Here is a 14,227-nt window from a genome sequence, read left to right as displayed (position 1 = left end):
CGACGTCGAAAACAAAACGGCCGACGGATCGCTCCGCCGGCCGCAATGCTGATCAATTCAACCCCGCCTCAAAGCAGGCAAGGCCGGCAGGTTTCAAACAACGGCCTCAAGCAGGCCGAAGGCCGGTAGGCCAACCTAGGAAGTCGGGAAGCCCCGCACGCGAAGCAGGGCCGCCACGTCCGGGTCGCGGCCGCGGAACTGGCGATAGGCCTCGCCGCGGTCGGTGGTGTTGCCCGGCGCCAGCATGATCGACTTGAAGCGCCCGGCGATGTCCGGATTGAACACGTCGCCCGAGTCCTCGAAATAGGCCCAGGTGTCGGCGTCCATCACTTCCGACCACAGATAGCTGTAATAGCCGGCGGAATAGGCGTCGGACGTGAACAGGTGATTGAACTGCGGCAGGCGGTGCCGCATCACGATCTCCCTGGGCATGCCGATGCGGGCCAGGCTGGCCTTTTCGAAGGCGTCGATGTCGGTCGGCGGCGTGGCTTGCGTGTGCAGGTCCATGTCGACGATGGCCGACGACAGGTAGCTGACGGTCGCATAGCCCTGGTTGAAGGTGTTGGACGCCTCGATCTTGGCGACCAGCTCCTGCGGCATCGGCTGGCCGGTCTCGACGTGCTTCAGATAGCCGTCCAGCACGGGGCGGCTCAGCACCCAGTGCTCGTGCACCTGCGACGGATATTCGACGAAGTCGCGCGGCGTGTTGCCCAGCGCCGGATAGACGACCTGCGACGAGAAATAGTGCAGGGCGTGGCCGAACTCGTGGAACAGGGTCTCGGCGTCGTCCAGCGAGATCAGCACCGGATCGCCGTCGGGCGCCTTGACGAAGTTGTTGTTGTTCGACCCCAGCACGTTCTCTTCGCCGTCATAGGTCGAGTGGGCGCGATAGGTGTTCATCCACGCGCCCGAGCGCTTGCCCGGACGGGCGTAGTCGTCGGCGTAGAACAGGCCGACCGGCTCGCCGTGGTCCTTGACCGCATAGACCACCACGTCCTCGTGGAAGACCGGCACGGTTCCGGGCGCCAGGCGCTCGAAGGTGAAGCCGTACAGCCGCTCGGCCATGTAGAAGGAGCCGGCGCGGACGTTGTGCAGTTCGAAGTACGGCTTCAGCTGGTTCTGATCCAGGTCGTACTTCTGCTTCCGGACCTTCTCGGCGTAGTACAGATAGTCCCACGGCTCGATGTCGTGGCCGGCGATGGCCTTCATGTCGGCGACCTCCTCGGCCACGCGGGCCTTGGCCGGCGCCCAGACGCGCATCATCAGGTCGTTCGCCGCGGCCGGGGTCTTGGCCATGGTGTCCTGCATCCGCCATTCGGCGTGATTGCGGAAGCCCAGCAGCTTGGCGCGCTGGTCGCGCAGCTTCACGATCTCGGCGATGGTGGCGTTGGTGTCGTTGGCGTCGCCGTTGTCGCCGCGATTGACGAACTTGCGCCAGACCGTCTCGCGCAGGCCCCGGTCGTCGCCGAAGGTCAGGAACGGATCGACGCTGGAGCGGGTGTTCAGGATCGCCCAGCCCTGAAGGTTGCGGCTGCGCGCGGCGGCCGCGGCGGCGGTCTTGTTCGACGCGGGCAGGCCCGCGACGCCGGCCTCGTTCGGGATCAGGGTCCAGCTATTCTCGTCGGCCACGACCTTCTGGCCGAAGCGGGTGAAGGCGTTGGTCAGGGCGGTGTTGATCCGGCCCAGTTCGGCCTTTCCGGCGGCGTCCAGCGCCGCGCCGTTACGCACATAGGCGTCGCGGGCGCGGGTGGCCACGCGGGTCTGCTGGGCGTTCAGGCCGGCGGTCCCGGCGCCGTCGGCGACGGCTCGGATGCGCTGGAACAGCTTGTCGTTGAAGGTGATCTCGTCGCCCGCGGCCGACAGGACCGGCGACACTTCGGTCTCCAGCGCGTCCCATTCCTCGCCGCCGATGTTGGACGTCATCACGCCGAACAGGGTCAGGGCGCGGTCCAGCGGCTCGCCCGCCATCATCATCGCCACCGAGGTGTTGGCGAAGGTCGGCGCATCGGGGTTGTCGGCGATGGCGGCGATCTCGGCGCGCTGCAGCTCGATGCCTTCCAGGATGGCCTCGCGCAGCTTCGCCGGCGTCACCTTGTCCCAGGGCGGAACGCCGCCATAGGGGCCGGTCCATTCCTGCAGCAGTTCGGCGCGCGGGCTCTGCCTGGGAAGGACGGCGCGCGCGGCGGCGGCTTCCTCGGCCAGGCCCGAGGCGCTGGGGCCCGAGACCCCGCCCATGCCTGCGCTGGCGCAGCCCGCGACCATCATCAGGCCCGCGCCGCCGAGGAGGAGGTGTCGTCTATGCATCGAATGTTCCTTGCTGGGATCATGTTGCGCGGACCCTAGACCGCTCGGCCGGGCGCGTCACATGACAGGGCTGTAATTAATCGTCGCGGTTTGCGCCCTCACGGGCATTGAGGCGGTCGGCCGGGCGGTCTAAAGCCGCCCCATGGCCATCGGCGTATTCGACTCCGGCGTGGGCGGGCTGACCGTCCATCGCGAACTGACGCGGCGCTTTCCGACGCGCGACTTCATCTATCTGGCCGACCAGGCCAACGCCCCCTACGGCGGCCGCGGCGGCGAGGAGATCGTCGACCTGACCCGCGCGGGCTGCGAGCGCCTGTTCCAGGCCGGGGCGTCGGTGGTGGTCCTGGCCTGCAACACCGCCAGCGCCATCGCGCTGCGCCGGCTGCAGCAGACCTGGCTGCCGTCGGTGCGGGAGCGGCTGGGCCGTCCGGCCAATGTCCTGGGGATCATCGTCCCCACCATCGAGGCGGCCACCGGACTGCCCTGGTCGTTCGAGGCCGAGCGTCCGCAGGAGGGCGAGAAGGTCGCCGCCATCGACATCACCGGCGTGTTCAGCACCGCCGCCACGGCCATGAGCCGGGTCTATGAGATCGAGATCGACAAGCGCCGCGAGGATCTGGCGGTCTTTTCCGAGCCGTGCCCCGGCCTGGCCGGCCTGATCGAACTGGGCGCCCCGGCCGAGGAGTTGACGCTGGTGGTCCAGGACCACGTCGACGCCTTGCGTCGCCGCATCGGCCGTCACCCGGACAAGGCCATACTGGGCTGCACCCACTACGAGATCGTCGCCCCCCTGTTCGCCGCCGCCCTGCCGCCGGACACGACGCTGATCCACCAGCCGACGGCGGTGGCCGACGCGCTGGAGCGCTATTTCACGCGCCACCCGGAATATTCGCTGGGCGACGGCGGGCGCCGAGACTTCCTGACGACCGGCGCGCCGGGCGCCCAGTCGGGCCTGGTGGCCCAGTTCTGGGGCGCGCCCGTCACGTTCCAGCCGGCCTGAGCCGTCAGCAGCCGGGGCAGTCCGGCAGGGCGCGCGTCTCCAGCTGCAGGGTCGTGTGGCCCACCGAGAAACGCCGCGCCACGGCCTGCGCCTCGATCAGCAGGGCGTCGCCGTCCTCACGCTGGTGCACCAGGTGCGCGGTCAGGGCCGCCTCGGTGGTCGACAGGCCCCAGACATGCAGGTCGTGCACGGCGCTGACGCCCGGCAGCGCGGCCAGGGCCCTTTCCAGCGCGGTGACGTCCACCGCCGACGGCGCGCCGTCCATGGCCAGGTTGACCGAATCCTTCAACAGCCCCCAGGTCGAGATCAGGATCACCGCCACGATGACCAGGCTGACCAGCGGATCGATCAGCGACCAGCCCGTCGCCAGGATGACGCCGCCGGCCACCACCACGCCCAGCGACACGCCGGCGTCGGCCATCATGTGCAGATAGGCGCCGCGCGCGTTCAGATCGTGCTGCGACTTCATGAACAGGAGCGCCGTGCCCAGGTTGATGACGAAGCCGATCCCCGCCACGATCATGATGGTGGTCGACCCGACCGGCGCGGGCTCGGCGAACCGGCGCACCGCCTCGAACGCGATGGCCCCGCAGGCGAAGATCAGCAGCAGGGCGTTGCCCAGCGCCGCCAGCACCGTCGCCTTGCCATAGCCGTAGGTGCGCCGGCCCCCGGCGGCGCCGTGCGCGCCGCGTCGCGCCAGCCAGGCCGCCCCGCCGGCCATGGCCAGGCCGAGAACGTCGGACAGATTGTGTCCCGCGTCGGCCAGCAAGGCCGTGGAATCCGCCATCAGGCCCGCGGCGAACTCGCACGCGACAAAGGCTAGGTTGACGATCAGGCCGACGCCATAGCGCCAGTCGCCGGTGTCGACCGGCCCATGCGCGTGGCCGTGCCCATGATGGGAATGGGAATGATGGTGCGCGTGATCGGCGTGATCGTGGGCGTGACCGGAGCCGTCGTGCGCGTTCATGATCCCTGCCTACGCCCGGCCGCCCTTCGCGCCAAGCGGCTATATGATAACAGGCTGAATGTTATCATGTAATCATGCTCAATGCTGATGCAGGGCCACCATCGCCCCCAGGGCGATCAGGGCCAGGCCCAGCACCGCGCCTTCATAGCGGGCCCACCGCTCCAGCCGCAGGATGGAGGCGCCCGCCCGGGCCAGGCCCGTGAACACCGCCATGCCCAGCACGGTCCCGGCCGCGAAGACCAGGCTGAGCAGCCCAAGGGCCGCCACCCCCTCGGACGAGGCTGACAGATAGATGGGCAGCAGCACCTCGCCCGGAGAGATCGCCAGCATGGCCACAAGGCCGACGAAGGCCGCCCGATCCGATACGGCCGGTTCCGCCTCGGTCAGGGCCGGGCCGCTGGCCGCCACCGGCCGCCTCAGCGTGGCGCGGGTCAGATAGAAGCCTCCGAACAGGAACAGAAGCACCGCCGACAGATGGGGCAGGACGCCCTTGATCCATTGATCCAGCGCCAGGCCGGCGGCCACGATCAGCCCGCCCAGGACGGCGGTGGTCAGGATGTGGGCCAGGCCAGCCACGACGACGGCCAGAAGGGTGCGCGTCATGCTCCAGCGCTGGGCCCGCCCGACCAGGACGAAGGGCAGCCAGTGGGTCGGCAGGGCCGCGTGCAGGAAGGCGGCCACGAAGCCGCCGCCCAGCAGCGAGAGGAGAACGGAATGTTCGGCGGGGAAGCCCATCACCGGGCCTATAGCTTGTTACCTTATAACGGTCGAGCCGCGATCGTCCGCGATCGTCGAAAGCGCGCCCTGCAAGGCGTCGACCGGGCGCCGCATCGCGCCGGGGCGTCCCCAGACGGGATCGGGCCACAGGGCATCGTCGCGGCGACGGCCGACCACATGCACATGAAGCTGCGCGGTCACATTGCCCAGGGCGGCGATGTTCAGCTTGTCGACCGGCCGACCGGCGGCGTCGCCCAGGCGGCGCACCGCCTCGCCGGCCCGCACCGTCTCCTCGATCAGCCGGACGCGATCGGCGGGCGACAGGTCCGACACCTCCACCGCGCCGTCGACGCGCGGGATCAGGATCAGCCACGGAAAGCGCGCGTCGTCCTGCAACCGCACCTGGCACAGCGGCCAGTCCAGGGCGAAGACCGATCCGGCTTCGAAGGCGGGGTCGACGGCGAAGCTCATTCCAGGCCGTAGATGACGCAGGCGCTGTCGGTCAGCGTCTGGAGCGGGGGCTGCAACGCCAGCCGCGCGGCCTCGATCTGGGCCTCGCTGGGCGCCGCGCCGCCCGGCGGCGGCGGCGGCGGGGGCGGGGGCGGCGGGGGAGCGGGCGCGAAGGCCGCTCGCTCGACACGCGCGCCGGTGACCGTGATCTCGTCCAGCGTCGTGGCCTGGCCGCCGCCCGCCGCGTAGGACGGCCAGCCGGCCAGCACGTCGGTCTGGCAGACCCGGCCGGTGGGGTCGATCACGCGCACGCGGCCCAGGCGTGCGCCGGCGTTGGTCGCGGCCGCCTCGGCGCGGCGGCGGGCGTCCTTCATGGCCTCGGCCGCCAGATTGCTCTTCCAGCTGTTCTCCGGCTCCAGGTTGAAGCCCACCCGGCTGATGGAGGTCGGGCGCGACGCGACGATGGTGGCGTACACCCGCTCGACCAGGGACACGTCCCGGATGGTCACGCTGACGGTCGCATCGGCCTGATAGCGGGCGATGCGGTCGGCGCGGGTGTTGTCGCGCATCACGCCGTTCTCGTCGCGATACTGGTCGTAGAGCGGCCGGGTCGTGACCGACGTCTCGACCCGCACCTTGTCGGCGCCGTAGGCCGCCAGGGCCTGGCTGAGCGCGCGGACCTTGTCGGCGGCGGCGCGCGAGGCGTCGGCGACGCTGCGATCCACCGACTGGAAGCTGGCGCCGACCGAGGCGCGATTGGCCTGGATTTCCACCCGCACCTCGCCGACCGAGGCGATGACCGGATCGCGCATCCACCAGGGCGCCGGCACATAGCGGTCGCCGATGGTCGCCGGCGGCGTCTGGGCCAGGGCGGGCGCGGCCGTCAGGACGGGGGGCGAGGCCAGCAGGGGGACAAGGGCCAGAAGCAGCGTGCGGCGCATGAGGGGTTCCTCCATTCCATCCAGACCTTCGCAGGCCCGACCAAGGCCGTAAAGCGAGGTTCTTGCGAGGACCGCGCCAGGGGTCTAGACCGCCGTCGCCAAATCCCTTTCGCACACGCAACAACCGGAGACTTCCATGGCTCGCGCGAAGATCGCCCTTATCGGCGCCGGCATGATCGGCGGCACCCTGGCCCATGTGGCCGCGCGCGAAGCGCTGGGCGACGTCATCCTGTTCGACATCGCCGAGGGCACCCCCCAGGGCAAGGCGCTGGACATCGCCGAAGCCTCGGCCGTCTTCGGCCAGGACGTGGCCCTGAAGGGCGCCAACGACTACGCCGACATCGCCGGCGCCGACGTCTGCATCGTCACCGCCGGCGTGCCGCGCAAGCCGGGCATGAGCCGCGACGACCTGATCGGCATTAATCTGAAGGTCATGAAGGCCGTCGGCGAAGGCATCAAGGCGCACGCCCCGAACGCCTTCGTCATCTGCATCACCAACCCGCTGGACGCCATGGTCTGGGCCCTGCAGAAGTTCTCGGGCCTGCCCAAGGAGAAGGTCGTCGGCATGGCCGGCGTGCTGGACAGCGCCCGCTTCGCCTACTTCCTGGCCGAGAAGACCGGCGTGTCGGTGCAGGACGTCCACGCCTGGACCCTGGGCGGTCACGGCGACGACATGGTGCCGATGGTGCGTCACTCGACCGTCGGCGGCCTGCCGCTGCCGGACGCCGTCGCCGCCGGCTTCCTGTCGCAGGCCGACCTGGACGGCATCGTCGATCGCACCCGCAAGGGCGGCGGCGAGATCGTGGCCCTGCTGAAGACCGGCTCGGCCTTCTACGCCCCGGCGGAATCGGCCATCGCCATGGCCAAGTCCTACCTGCTGGACCAGAAGCGCGTCCTGCCTTCGGCCGTCTATCTGAACGGCGAATACGGCCTGTCGGACCTCTATGTCGGCGTCCCCGCCCTGATCGGCGCAGCCGGCGTGGAGAAGGTGGTCGAGTTCACGACCAACGACGACGAGAAGGCCATGCTGGCCAAGTCGGTCGATTCGGTGAAGGGCCTGATCCAGGCCTGCAAGGACATCGAGTCCTCGCTGGCTTGATTTGAAGGGGCGCGGATCAGCGCCGCCTGGAGTTCGGAAAGGGCCGTGGAGCGATCCGCGGCCCTTTTTCCATGCGTCAGCTTCCGCTGGAGAAGCGAACGACCCCGATCAGGCCGGCGCGCCACACGCCCTCGTCCTCGACCAGGGGGCTGTCCTTGGTGTCGCCCAGCCGCTGCTCGTAGTTGACGAAGCCGCCGACGCCGAACCGCTCGCCGATCGGAATGGCCAGGAAGGGCACGGCCCCGGCGCCGGACAGGCCGCCCGACGCCTCGTACGGCTGATAGCCGCTGCCCGGCGCCTGCTCGGGGGAGACGCCGAAGTAGCGCTGGATGCGCTCGTCGTTTCCGCCCACGACATAGCCCGACACCCGCAGCAGGCCCACCGGCGTCACGCGCTGGTGGCCGATGGAGGCGAAATACTGCAGGCCGGCGTCGTCGCCCGACACGTCCTGGGCCACGCGGCCGCCCACGACCACGCCGCCCAGGCGCTTGTAGGCGTAAAGCGCCGCATCGGCGCCGAAGTCGGGCCGCTCCAGGTTGGAGGCCTCGATGTCGCCGGCGGCGAAGCGGGGACGAAGCTGGACGCCGGCGCGGAAGTCGTCGGTCTTGACCGCGTTCCAGCCCAGGCCGTCCAGGCCGTTGGCGTAAATGATGTCGCGATAGCTGGCCGAGCCCCAGGCGGTGTAGTTCACGTCGTCGCCGGTGTTCCCCGTGGCGCTGAAGCCGTGGGTGATCCCGCCGCCGACGTCGACGCGCCAGGTCTTGGGCGCCTCCACCTGCTCATAGGGCTGGGACTGCGCCAGGGCCGAGCCGGCGACGGCGGCGAAGGCGGCGGACAGGACGAGGGTGCGAAACGACATGGATGCGGCCTTGGGCGATCTGCGGGACGCCCGGCCGGGGAGGGTCAGGCCGGATCAGAATGCGCAAGCGCGGCCTTTGGCTCCAGCAGCGCGCTCGAAGCCGTCTCGATGCGGCTTTCCAGCAACGCCATCATCGGGCCTCGCTTCAGGCCGGCGGGGATGGGCTCCAGAAACTCGAAGGTCACCACGCCGGGATGGCGCATGACGCCGTGCGCGGGCCAGCCGACGCCCGAGTTGGTCGCCACCGGCCAGCACGGCCCCTCCAGGTCGCGATAGATGGCCGCCACGCCGGGCTTGTAGTCGCCGGGCGCGCCCGGCGCGGTGCGGGTGCCCTCGGGGAAAATCACGATCTGGCGCCCTTCGGCCAGGCGTTCGCGCGCCTGGCGGGCCATGTCCTTCAGCGCCTTGGCGTGGCCGGCCCGGTCGACGGCGATCATCTTGGTCTTCCAGGCGAACCAGCCGAAGAAGGGCAGGGGCATCAGCTCCTTCTTCAGCACGAAACAGGCGTCGGGCAGGATGGCCAGCAGGGCCACCACGTCCAGCATCCCCTGGTGCTTGGACGCCACCAGGGCGGCGCCCGAGGGGCGGTGTTCCAGCCCCTTCACCTCGACCTTCACCCCGGCGATCCAGCGCAGGCCGAACAGCACCGTGCGCGCCCAGGCCTTGATGACCCCCATCGCATAGCGGTGCGGCATCAGCAGCGCCGGCGACAGGCCGACGGCGAACAGCGGCATCGACAGATAGAGCCACAGGGTGAAGACCAGGGAGCGCAGCAGGGTCACTTAAGCCGGAGCCTTCTCGTCAACGGGCGCGGCCGCGGGCCGGTCGCGGGTCACACGCTCGACCCCCTCGCGGCCCAGGGCGACCAGATACTTCATGTATTCCAGGGTCATGCGCCGGGCGGTGACGGCCGCGCGCCACCAGCGGGCGTTGTCCAGCGACGGCGTCGACACCGCATAGGGCGTCAGCCGCACCCCGGGCAGGGCGCCGCGGATCTCCACCAGGGACCGGGGCATGTGGTAGTCGGAGGTGACGACGATCAGGTCGTCATAGCCCTTGGCGCGGGCCCAGGCGGCGATCTCCTGAGCGTTGCCGACCGTGTCCTCGGCCTCGAAACCCAGGTCGACGCAGCAGTTGAACAGGCGGCTGGAGCCGGGCGTCAGCTCGCGCAGCTCGCGCCGGCGCACCTCGCGGTTGACGCCCGAGATCAGAACGCGCTGGCCCTTGCCCTGCTCCAGCAGGCGGATGGCGGCGTTGACGCGTTCGGACGACGGGCCGGTCAGGGCCACGATGGCGTCGGCGCGGGCCGGCTCCTCGGCCGGCGTCAGGCCTCGCACCCGATCGGCGAAGGCGAACAGCCCGACCAGCCAGATCAGGGCGACGATGGCGATGATGACCAGCAGCCTCATCCGTCCTGCCTGTCCGAGCCCAGCACCTTCAAGGCGGCGAATCTGGCCGCGAGAACCGCCACAGTAGCGGCCAGCAGCGGGCAAGGCGAGAGCAGCAGCAGATCGCTCCACGCCAGGGGCAGGGCCTGGGTCAGGCCCTCCGATCCGCCCAGGAAACGCAGGAAGATCACCAGCAGCCCCGCCCCCGCCGCGCCGATGGCGCCCGCCGCCAGCGCCATCAGGCCGAAGCGGCGCATGAACAGGCCGGCGATCCGCGCATCGGTCGCCCCGTTCAGGCTCAGGGTCTCGATCGTGCTGCGCCCCGCCGCGAGGCCCGCGCGGGTGGCGTAGGCGATGGCGGCCCCGGCGGCCAGCGCGATCGCCAGGAAGGCGGCGGCGGCCAGAAGGGCGATCAGCCGCGCCGACCGCTCGACCTCGCCGCGCCACAGGCTGTGGTCGTCGACGCTGGCGTCCAGGCCGGCTTCGGCCAGGGCGCGGCTCAGCGTCAGGGCGCTGGCGGGCGCCTCGGGGTTCAGGCGGACGGCGACCAAGAACGGCAGGGGAAGGTCGGGAAGCACCGCGTCTCCCAGCCAGGGACGCAGCAGGTCCTCGGCCGCCTTGCGGTCTAGGGCGGCGGCCTCCTCGACCCCGTCGACGCCGGCCAGGGTCTCGGCGGCGCGGGCCGCGGCGGTGGCGCCCGATTCGCCCACGCGCGGGCGGACCTGGACGGTGGCCTCGGCGCCCAGCTGGCGCGCCCAGCCCTGGGCGGCGCGGTCGGCGGCGGCCCCCGCGACCGCGGCCAGGCAGGCCAGGAAGCACAGGACGGCGATGACCGTCATCAGCCACGGCTCGCCGGCGGCGGCGGGCGGCAGCAGGCCGGGGCGGCGTGCGGGGACCAGGCGGATCACGCGGCCGCCTCGTACAGTCCGCCCTTGTGCAGATGAAGCACGCGCGCGCCGGAGCGTTCGGCCAGGGCCTGGTCGTGGCTGGCGATCAGCACCGTCGCGCCCAGCCGGTTCAGCGACTGGAAAAGGCGCAGCAGCCTGTCGGCCATGGCGGCGTCGACGCTGCCGGTCGGTTCGTCGGCGACGATCAGGCCGGGGCGGTTGATAACGGCGCGGGCGATGGCCAGCCGCTGCTTCTCGCCGCCGGACAGGGCGGGCGGGCGGGCGTCCATCCGACGGCCCAGGCCGACCCACTTCAGCATTTCTTCCACGTCGGCGTCCTGGCCGACCTCGCGCCCGCCAGCCAGCCGCAGAGGCAGGGCGGCGTTGTCGAAGGCGGACAGGTGGTCCAGCAGGCGGAAGTCCTGGAACACCACGCCCATCCGTCGGCGGAAGGCGGGAATGTCGCGGCGCGCGATGTCGGTCACGTCCGAGCCGAACAGGCTGATCCGGCCCGTCTGAGGGCGCGCCCCCAGCGTCAACAGGCGCAGCAATGAGGACTTCCCCGCCCCCGAGGGGCCGGTAAGGAAGTGGAAAGAGCCGCGCGGCAGAATGAGGTTAACGTCCCGCAGGATCCCGGGCGCGTCCGCATAGCCGAAACCCACGCCGGACAGGCGGACGGTTTCGGGCGCGGAGGCGGTTTCGGCGGCGCTGGCGGGCGGGGACGGCATGGTTTCGGTTTCAGGGACGGGCGCGCGGGTCGCGCCTCTCGGGAGGGGGCGCAAGCCTCGCAGTCAGACGACATGATACTGACCTGCCCCGCCTGCGCCACCAGCTATTTCATCCGCGACGACCTGGTCGGGCCTAACGGGCGCAAGGTCCGCTGCCAATCCTGCGGCGAGGTCTGGCGCGCGGGCGCCGAGGAGCCCCTCGAACTGACGGCCGAGCCCGAGGCGGCGGCCCCCGCCCAGCCTTCGCCGACGTCGGCCGGCGCGCCCGAACCGGCCAGCCTGGCCGAGACGCCCGCCCCCGAACTGCCCAAGGCCTTCCGCGCCCGCGCCGAGCAGCAGCGCCGCCTGCGCCGCGCCGCCGCGCAGGGCGCGGTCTGGGCCGCGATGGCGGCGATCTTCGTCGGCCTGCTGGTTTCGGCCTGGCTGTTCCGGGTCGAGGTGGTGCGCGCCTTCCCCCGCGCGGCGGCCGCCTACGCCATGGTCGGCGCGCCGGTGAATCCGGTCGGGCTGGACTTCGAGGCCATGAGCGCGCGCGAGGCGCCGGACCGGCCGGGCGTGGTCCTGGTGGCCGGCGCCCTGCGCAACGTCCGCGACGAGGAGATCGTCGCCCCGCCCGTGCGCGTGGCGCTGCTGGACGAGCACGGCGCGGAGGTCGGCTTCAAGGTCATACCGATCGACGCGGCCCCGGTCCTGCCCGGCAAGGTGCAGGGCTTCGCCGCGCTGATCCCCGATCCTGGCGGCCATGCGGCCGACATCAGCGTCGATTTCGCCCCCGCGCCGGCCCAGCGTGCAAGGGCCGAAAAGAGCGCAAAGGCGCACGGGGCGGCCGCGCCCGAAACGTCCGATCATGGCGCCGCCCATGGCGAACCGGCCCAGGCGACGGGCGCGCTGAAGACGGCCGACGCTTCGGCTGACCACGCGCCGCCGGCGTCGCCGGGCAAGACGCCCGCCAGCGCCCAGACACGGGGTCTGCGCCCCGCCGCCGCGCCCGGTTTCGACGGTTCGGCCGCCGCGCCGGTCGACGCCAAGCCGCTGAGCGCGGTGGACAGCGGACACGGGGAGGCGGTATCGGCCTCCCATCATGGCTGACACCTCCCCGACGCCGACCGTCCTGCTGCCCGAGGCCGAGATCGCCCGCATCGTCGCCGACCTGGCCCGGCGCATCGCGCCCGCCATCGACGACGACACCGTCGCGGCCGTGCTGCTGACCGGCGGCCTGTGGTTCGCCGCCGACCTGACCCGCGCCCTGGCGCGCGAGGGCCGGCGGGTGCGCTTCGACGCCCTGTGGCTGGCCTCCTACGGCGACGACAAGGCCAGCCGGGGCGCGATCGACGTCCATGCCCCGTTCCAGCGGCCGATCGAGGGCCGGCGCGTGCTGATCCTGGACGATGTGTTCGACACCGGCCTGTCGCTGGCCGAGGCCGTGCGGATCGCGCGCGAGGGCGGGGCGTCCGAGGTTCTGACCTGCGTCTTCGCCCGCAAGCCCTGGCCCAAGCCGCGCGCGCCCGAACCCGACTTCGTCGGCTGGGAGGCGCCGAACCGGTTCCTGGTCGGCTACGGCCTGGACCACGCCGGAGGGCTGCGCGGCCTGCCGGACATCTGCGCCCTGGATTAGAGCCAGTCGGCGAAGGGCTCGCGGTCCAGCATCTCCTCATAGGTCGGGCGCGGACGGATGACCGCCCATCGGTCGCCATCGACCAGCACCTCGGGGACCAGCGGGCGGCTGTTGTATTCGCTGGCCATCACCGCGCCATAGGCGCCGGCCCCGGTGAAGACGACCAGGTCCTCGGCTTCCAGCACAGGCAAGTCGCGGTCGCGCGCGAAGGTGTCGCCTGTCTCGCACACCGGGCCGACCACGTCGTGGGGCCGCCTCGCGCCCGAGCGGGGCCGCACCGGGACGATGTCGTGAAAGGCGTCGTAAAGGGCCGGGCGCATCAGGTCGTTCATGGCCGCATCCAGCACCAGGAAACGGCGGCCGTCCGAGCGCTCGGTGACCTGGATCACCTGGCTGAGCAGGACGCCGGCGTTGGCGGCCAGAAGACGGCCCGGCTCGAACGCCGCCTCGACCTCCAGCCCGGCCAGCACGCGTGCGGCCATGGCGACATAGTCGGCGGGAGAGGGCGGCGCCGCGCCGCCGGCGTAGGGGACGCCCAGCCCGCCGCCCAGGTCCAGCCGGGTGACGGCGCAGCCCTGGCCGCGCAGCGTCAGGGTCATTTCGGCCAGGACGCGGAAGGCGGCCTCCAGCGGGGCCAGGTCGGTGATCTGGCTGCCGATGTGGCAGGCCAGGCCGACGGGCGTGACATGGGGCGAGGCCGAGGCGCGGGCGTACAGCTCCAGCGCTTCGTCCACCGGCACGCCGAACTTGTCGCCCTTGCCGCCGGTGGTGATCTTGGCGTGGCCGCCGGCGCCGATGTTGGGATTGACGCGCACGGCGACGGCCGGGCTGGCGTCCAGCAGGGCCGCGACCTGGATCAACCGGTCCAGTTCGGCGCCGGATTCGATGTTGATCTGGCGCACGCCGACGGCGATGGCGAAAGCCAGTTCGACATCGGTCTTGCCCACGCCGGAGAAGATGATCCGCTCGGCCGGTATTCCCGCGGCCAGGGCGCGGCGGATCTCGCCTTCCGACACCGTGTCCGCCCCCGACCCCATCCTGGCCAGGGTCGCCAGCACCGACAGGTTGGAGTTGGCCTTGACCGCGAAGGCGATCAGGGCCTCTCCCAGGGCGTCGCGATGCGCGTCGGCGGCGGCCCGAAGCAGCCCGTAGTGCCGCTTCAGCGTGGCGGTCGAATAGACATAGACCGGCGTGCCGACCTCGTCGGCGAGGGTCTCCAGCGAGACCCCCTCGGCGTGCAGCACGCCGTCCTTCGGTTCGAAATGGTGCAAG

15 protein-coding genes are annotated in these 14,227 nt (G+C 71.3%); 4 read left to right on the top strand and 11 right to left on the bottom strand.

Annotated elements, in window-relative coordinates:
* Window positions 1-135 precede the first annotated feature (135 nt).
* Window positions 136-2,304 carry a M3 family metallopeptidase gene (locus M8231_RS12850; RefSeq protein WP_250201632.1) on the bottom strand — a complete coding sequence of 723 codons (2,169 nt, stop codon included), beginning with the start codon at window positions 2,302-2,304 and terminating at the stop codon, window positions 136-138.
* 142 nt (window positions 2,305-2,446) lie between these two features.
* On the opposite strand from M8231_RS12850, the gene M8231_RS12845 reads away from it, so the two are divergent.
* Window positions 2,447-3,304, top strand: coding sequence for a glutamate racemase (locus tag M8231_RS12845; RefSeq protein ID WP_250201631.1), 858 nt, complete (start codon window positions 2,447-2,449; stop codon window positions 3,302-3,304).
* A gap of 4 nt (window positions 3,305-3,308) precedes the next feature.
* Here M8231_RS12845 and M8231_RS12840 read toward each other — a convergent pair whose 3' ends face one another.
* From M8231_RS12840 to M8231_RS12825, 4 genes are all read right to left on the bottom strand, one after another.
* Window positions 3,309-4,271: a cation diffusion facilitator family transporter gene (locus M8231_RS12840; protein WP_250201630.1), complete on the bottom strand. Its 963-nt coding sequence runs from the start codon at window positions 4,269-4,271 to the stop codon at window positions 3,309-3,311.
* A 78-nt stretch (window positions 4,272-4,349) separates the two neighbouring features.
* On the bottom strand, window positions 4,350-5,006 hold the full coding sequence (locus M8231_RS12835; RefSeq protein WP_249749615.1) for a hypothetical protein: 657 nt from the start codon (window positions 5,004-5,006) through the stop codon (window positions 4,350-4,352).
* An 18-nt stretch (window positions 5,007-5,024) separates the two neighbouring features.
* Complete coding sequence (locus M8231_RS12830) at window positions 5,025-5,459, bottom strand: HIT domain-containing protein (RefSeq protein ID WP_250201629.1); 435 nt, start codon at window positions 5,457-5,459, stop codon at window positions 5,025-5,027.
* On the bottom strand, window positions 5,456-6,379 hold the full coding sequence (locus tag M8231_RS12825; RefSeq protein WP_250201628.1) for an SIMPL domain-containing protein: 924 nt from the start codon (window positions 6,377-6,379) through the stop codon (window positions 5,456-5,458). Before M8231_RS12825 ends, M8231_RS12830 begins: the two co-directional genes overlap by 4 nt.
* Before the next feature lie 136 nt (window positions 6,380-6,515).
* On the opposite strand from M8231_RS12825, the gene mdh reads away from it, so the two are divergent.
* Complete coding sequence (gene mdh / locus M8231_RS12820) at window positions 6,516-7,478, top strand: malate dehydrogenase (protein ID WP_250201627.1); 963 nt, start codon at window positions 6,516-6,518, stop codon at window positions 7,476-7,478.
* A 76-nt stretch (window positions 7,479-7,554) separates the two neighbouring features.
* On the opposite strand, the gene M8231_RS12815 is transcribed toward mdh, so the two are convergent.
* From M8231_RS12815 to M8231_RS12795, 5 genes are read right to left on the bottom strand one after another with little or no spacing between them, the layout of a single operon-like run.
* The gene (locus M8231_RS12815) at window positions 7,555-8,337 is read right to left on the bottom strand and encodes a MipA/OmpV family protein (RefSeq protein WP_250201626.1); all 783 of its coding nucleotides are present in this window, start codon (window positions 8,335-8,337) and stop codon (window positions 7,555-7,557) included.
* Window positions 8,338-8,381: 44 nt separating this feature from the next.
* Window positions 8,382-9,119: a lysophospholipid acyltransferase family protein gene (locus M8231_RS12810; protein ID WP_250201625.1), complete on the bottom strand. Its 738-nt coding sequence runs from the start codon at window positions 9,117-9,119 to the stop codon at window positions 8,382-8,384.
* The gene (locus M8231_RS12805) at window positions 9,120-9,746 is read right to left on the bottom strand and encodes a YdcF family protein (protein WP_249749619.1); all 627 of its coding nucleotides are present in this window, start codon (window positions 9,744-9,746) and stop codon (window positions 9,120-9,122) included.
* Complete coding sequence (locus M8231_RS12800) at window positions 9,743-10,633, bottom strand: cell division FtsX domain-containing protein (protein ID WP_250201624.1); 891 nt, start codon at window positions 10,631-10,633, stop codon at window positions 9,743-9,745. The genes M8231_RS12805 and M8231_RS12800 overlap by 4 nt, the downstream gene beginning before the upstream one ends.
* Window positions 10,630-11,340, bottom strand: a complete 711-nt coding sequence (locus M8231_RS12795; protein WP_250201623.1) for a cell division ATP-binding protein FtsE — start codon at window positions 11,338-11,340, stop codon at window positions 10,630-10,632. Before M8231_RS12795 ends, M8231_RS12800 begins: the two co-directional genes overlap by 4 nt.
* 72 nt (window positions 11,341-11,412) lie before the next feature.
* On the opposite strand from M8231_RS12795, the gene M8231_RS12790 reads away from it, so the two are divergent.
* Both M8231_RS12790 and M8231_RS12785 read left to right on the top strand, forming a co-directional pair.
* Complete coding sequence (locus tag M8231_RS12790) at window positions 11,413-12,429, top strand: MJ0042-type zinc finger domain-containing protein (protein ID WP_250201622.1); 1,017 nt, start codon at window positions 11,413-11,415, stop codon at window positions 12,427-12,429.
* The gene (locus tag M8231_RS12785) at window positions 12,422-12,955 is read left to right on the top strand and encodes a phosphoribosyltransferase (RefSeq protein WP_250201621.1); all 534 of its coding nucleotides are present in this window, start codon (window positions 12,422-12,424) and stop codon (window positions 12,953-12,955) included. The genes M8231_RS12790 and M8231_RS12785 overlap by 8 nt, the downstream gene beginning before the upstream one ends.
* Here M8231_RS12785 and lysA read toward each other — a convergent pair.
* A complete protein-coding gene (gene lysA / locus M8231_RS12780) occupies window positions 12,952-14,226 on the bottom strand; it encodes a diaminopimelate decarboxylase (protein ID WP_250201620.1) in 1,275 nt (424 codons plus the stop codon). The genes M8231_RS12785 and lysA overlap by 4 nt on opposite strands.
* Between the last annotated feature and the right edge of the window lies 1 nt (window position 14,227).

The sequence above is a fragment of the Brevundimonas albigilva genome, from assembly GCF_023573565.1.
Lineage (GTDB): Bacteria > Pseudomonadota > Alphaproteobacteria > Caulobacterales > Caulobacteraceae > Brevundimonas > Brevundimonas albigilva.
Note: the sequence above shows the minus strand (reverse complement) of the source record. Positions and strands in the feature narration are given on the sequence as shown.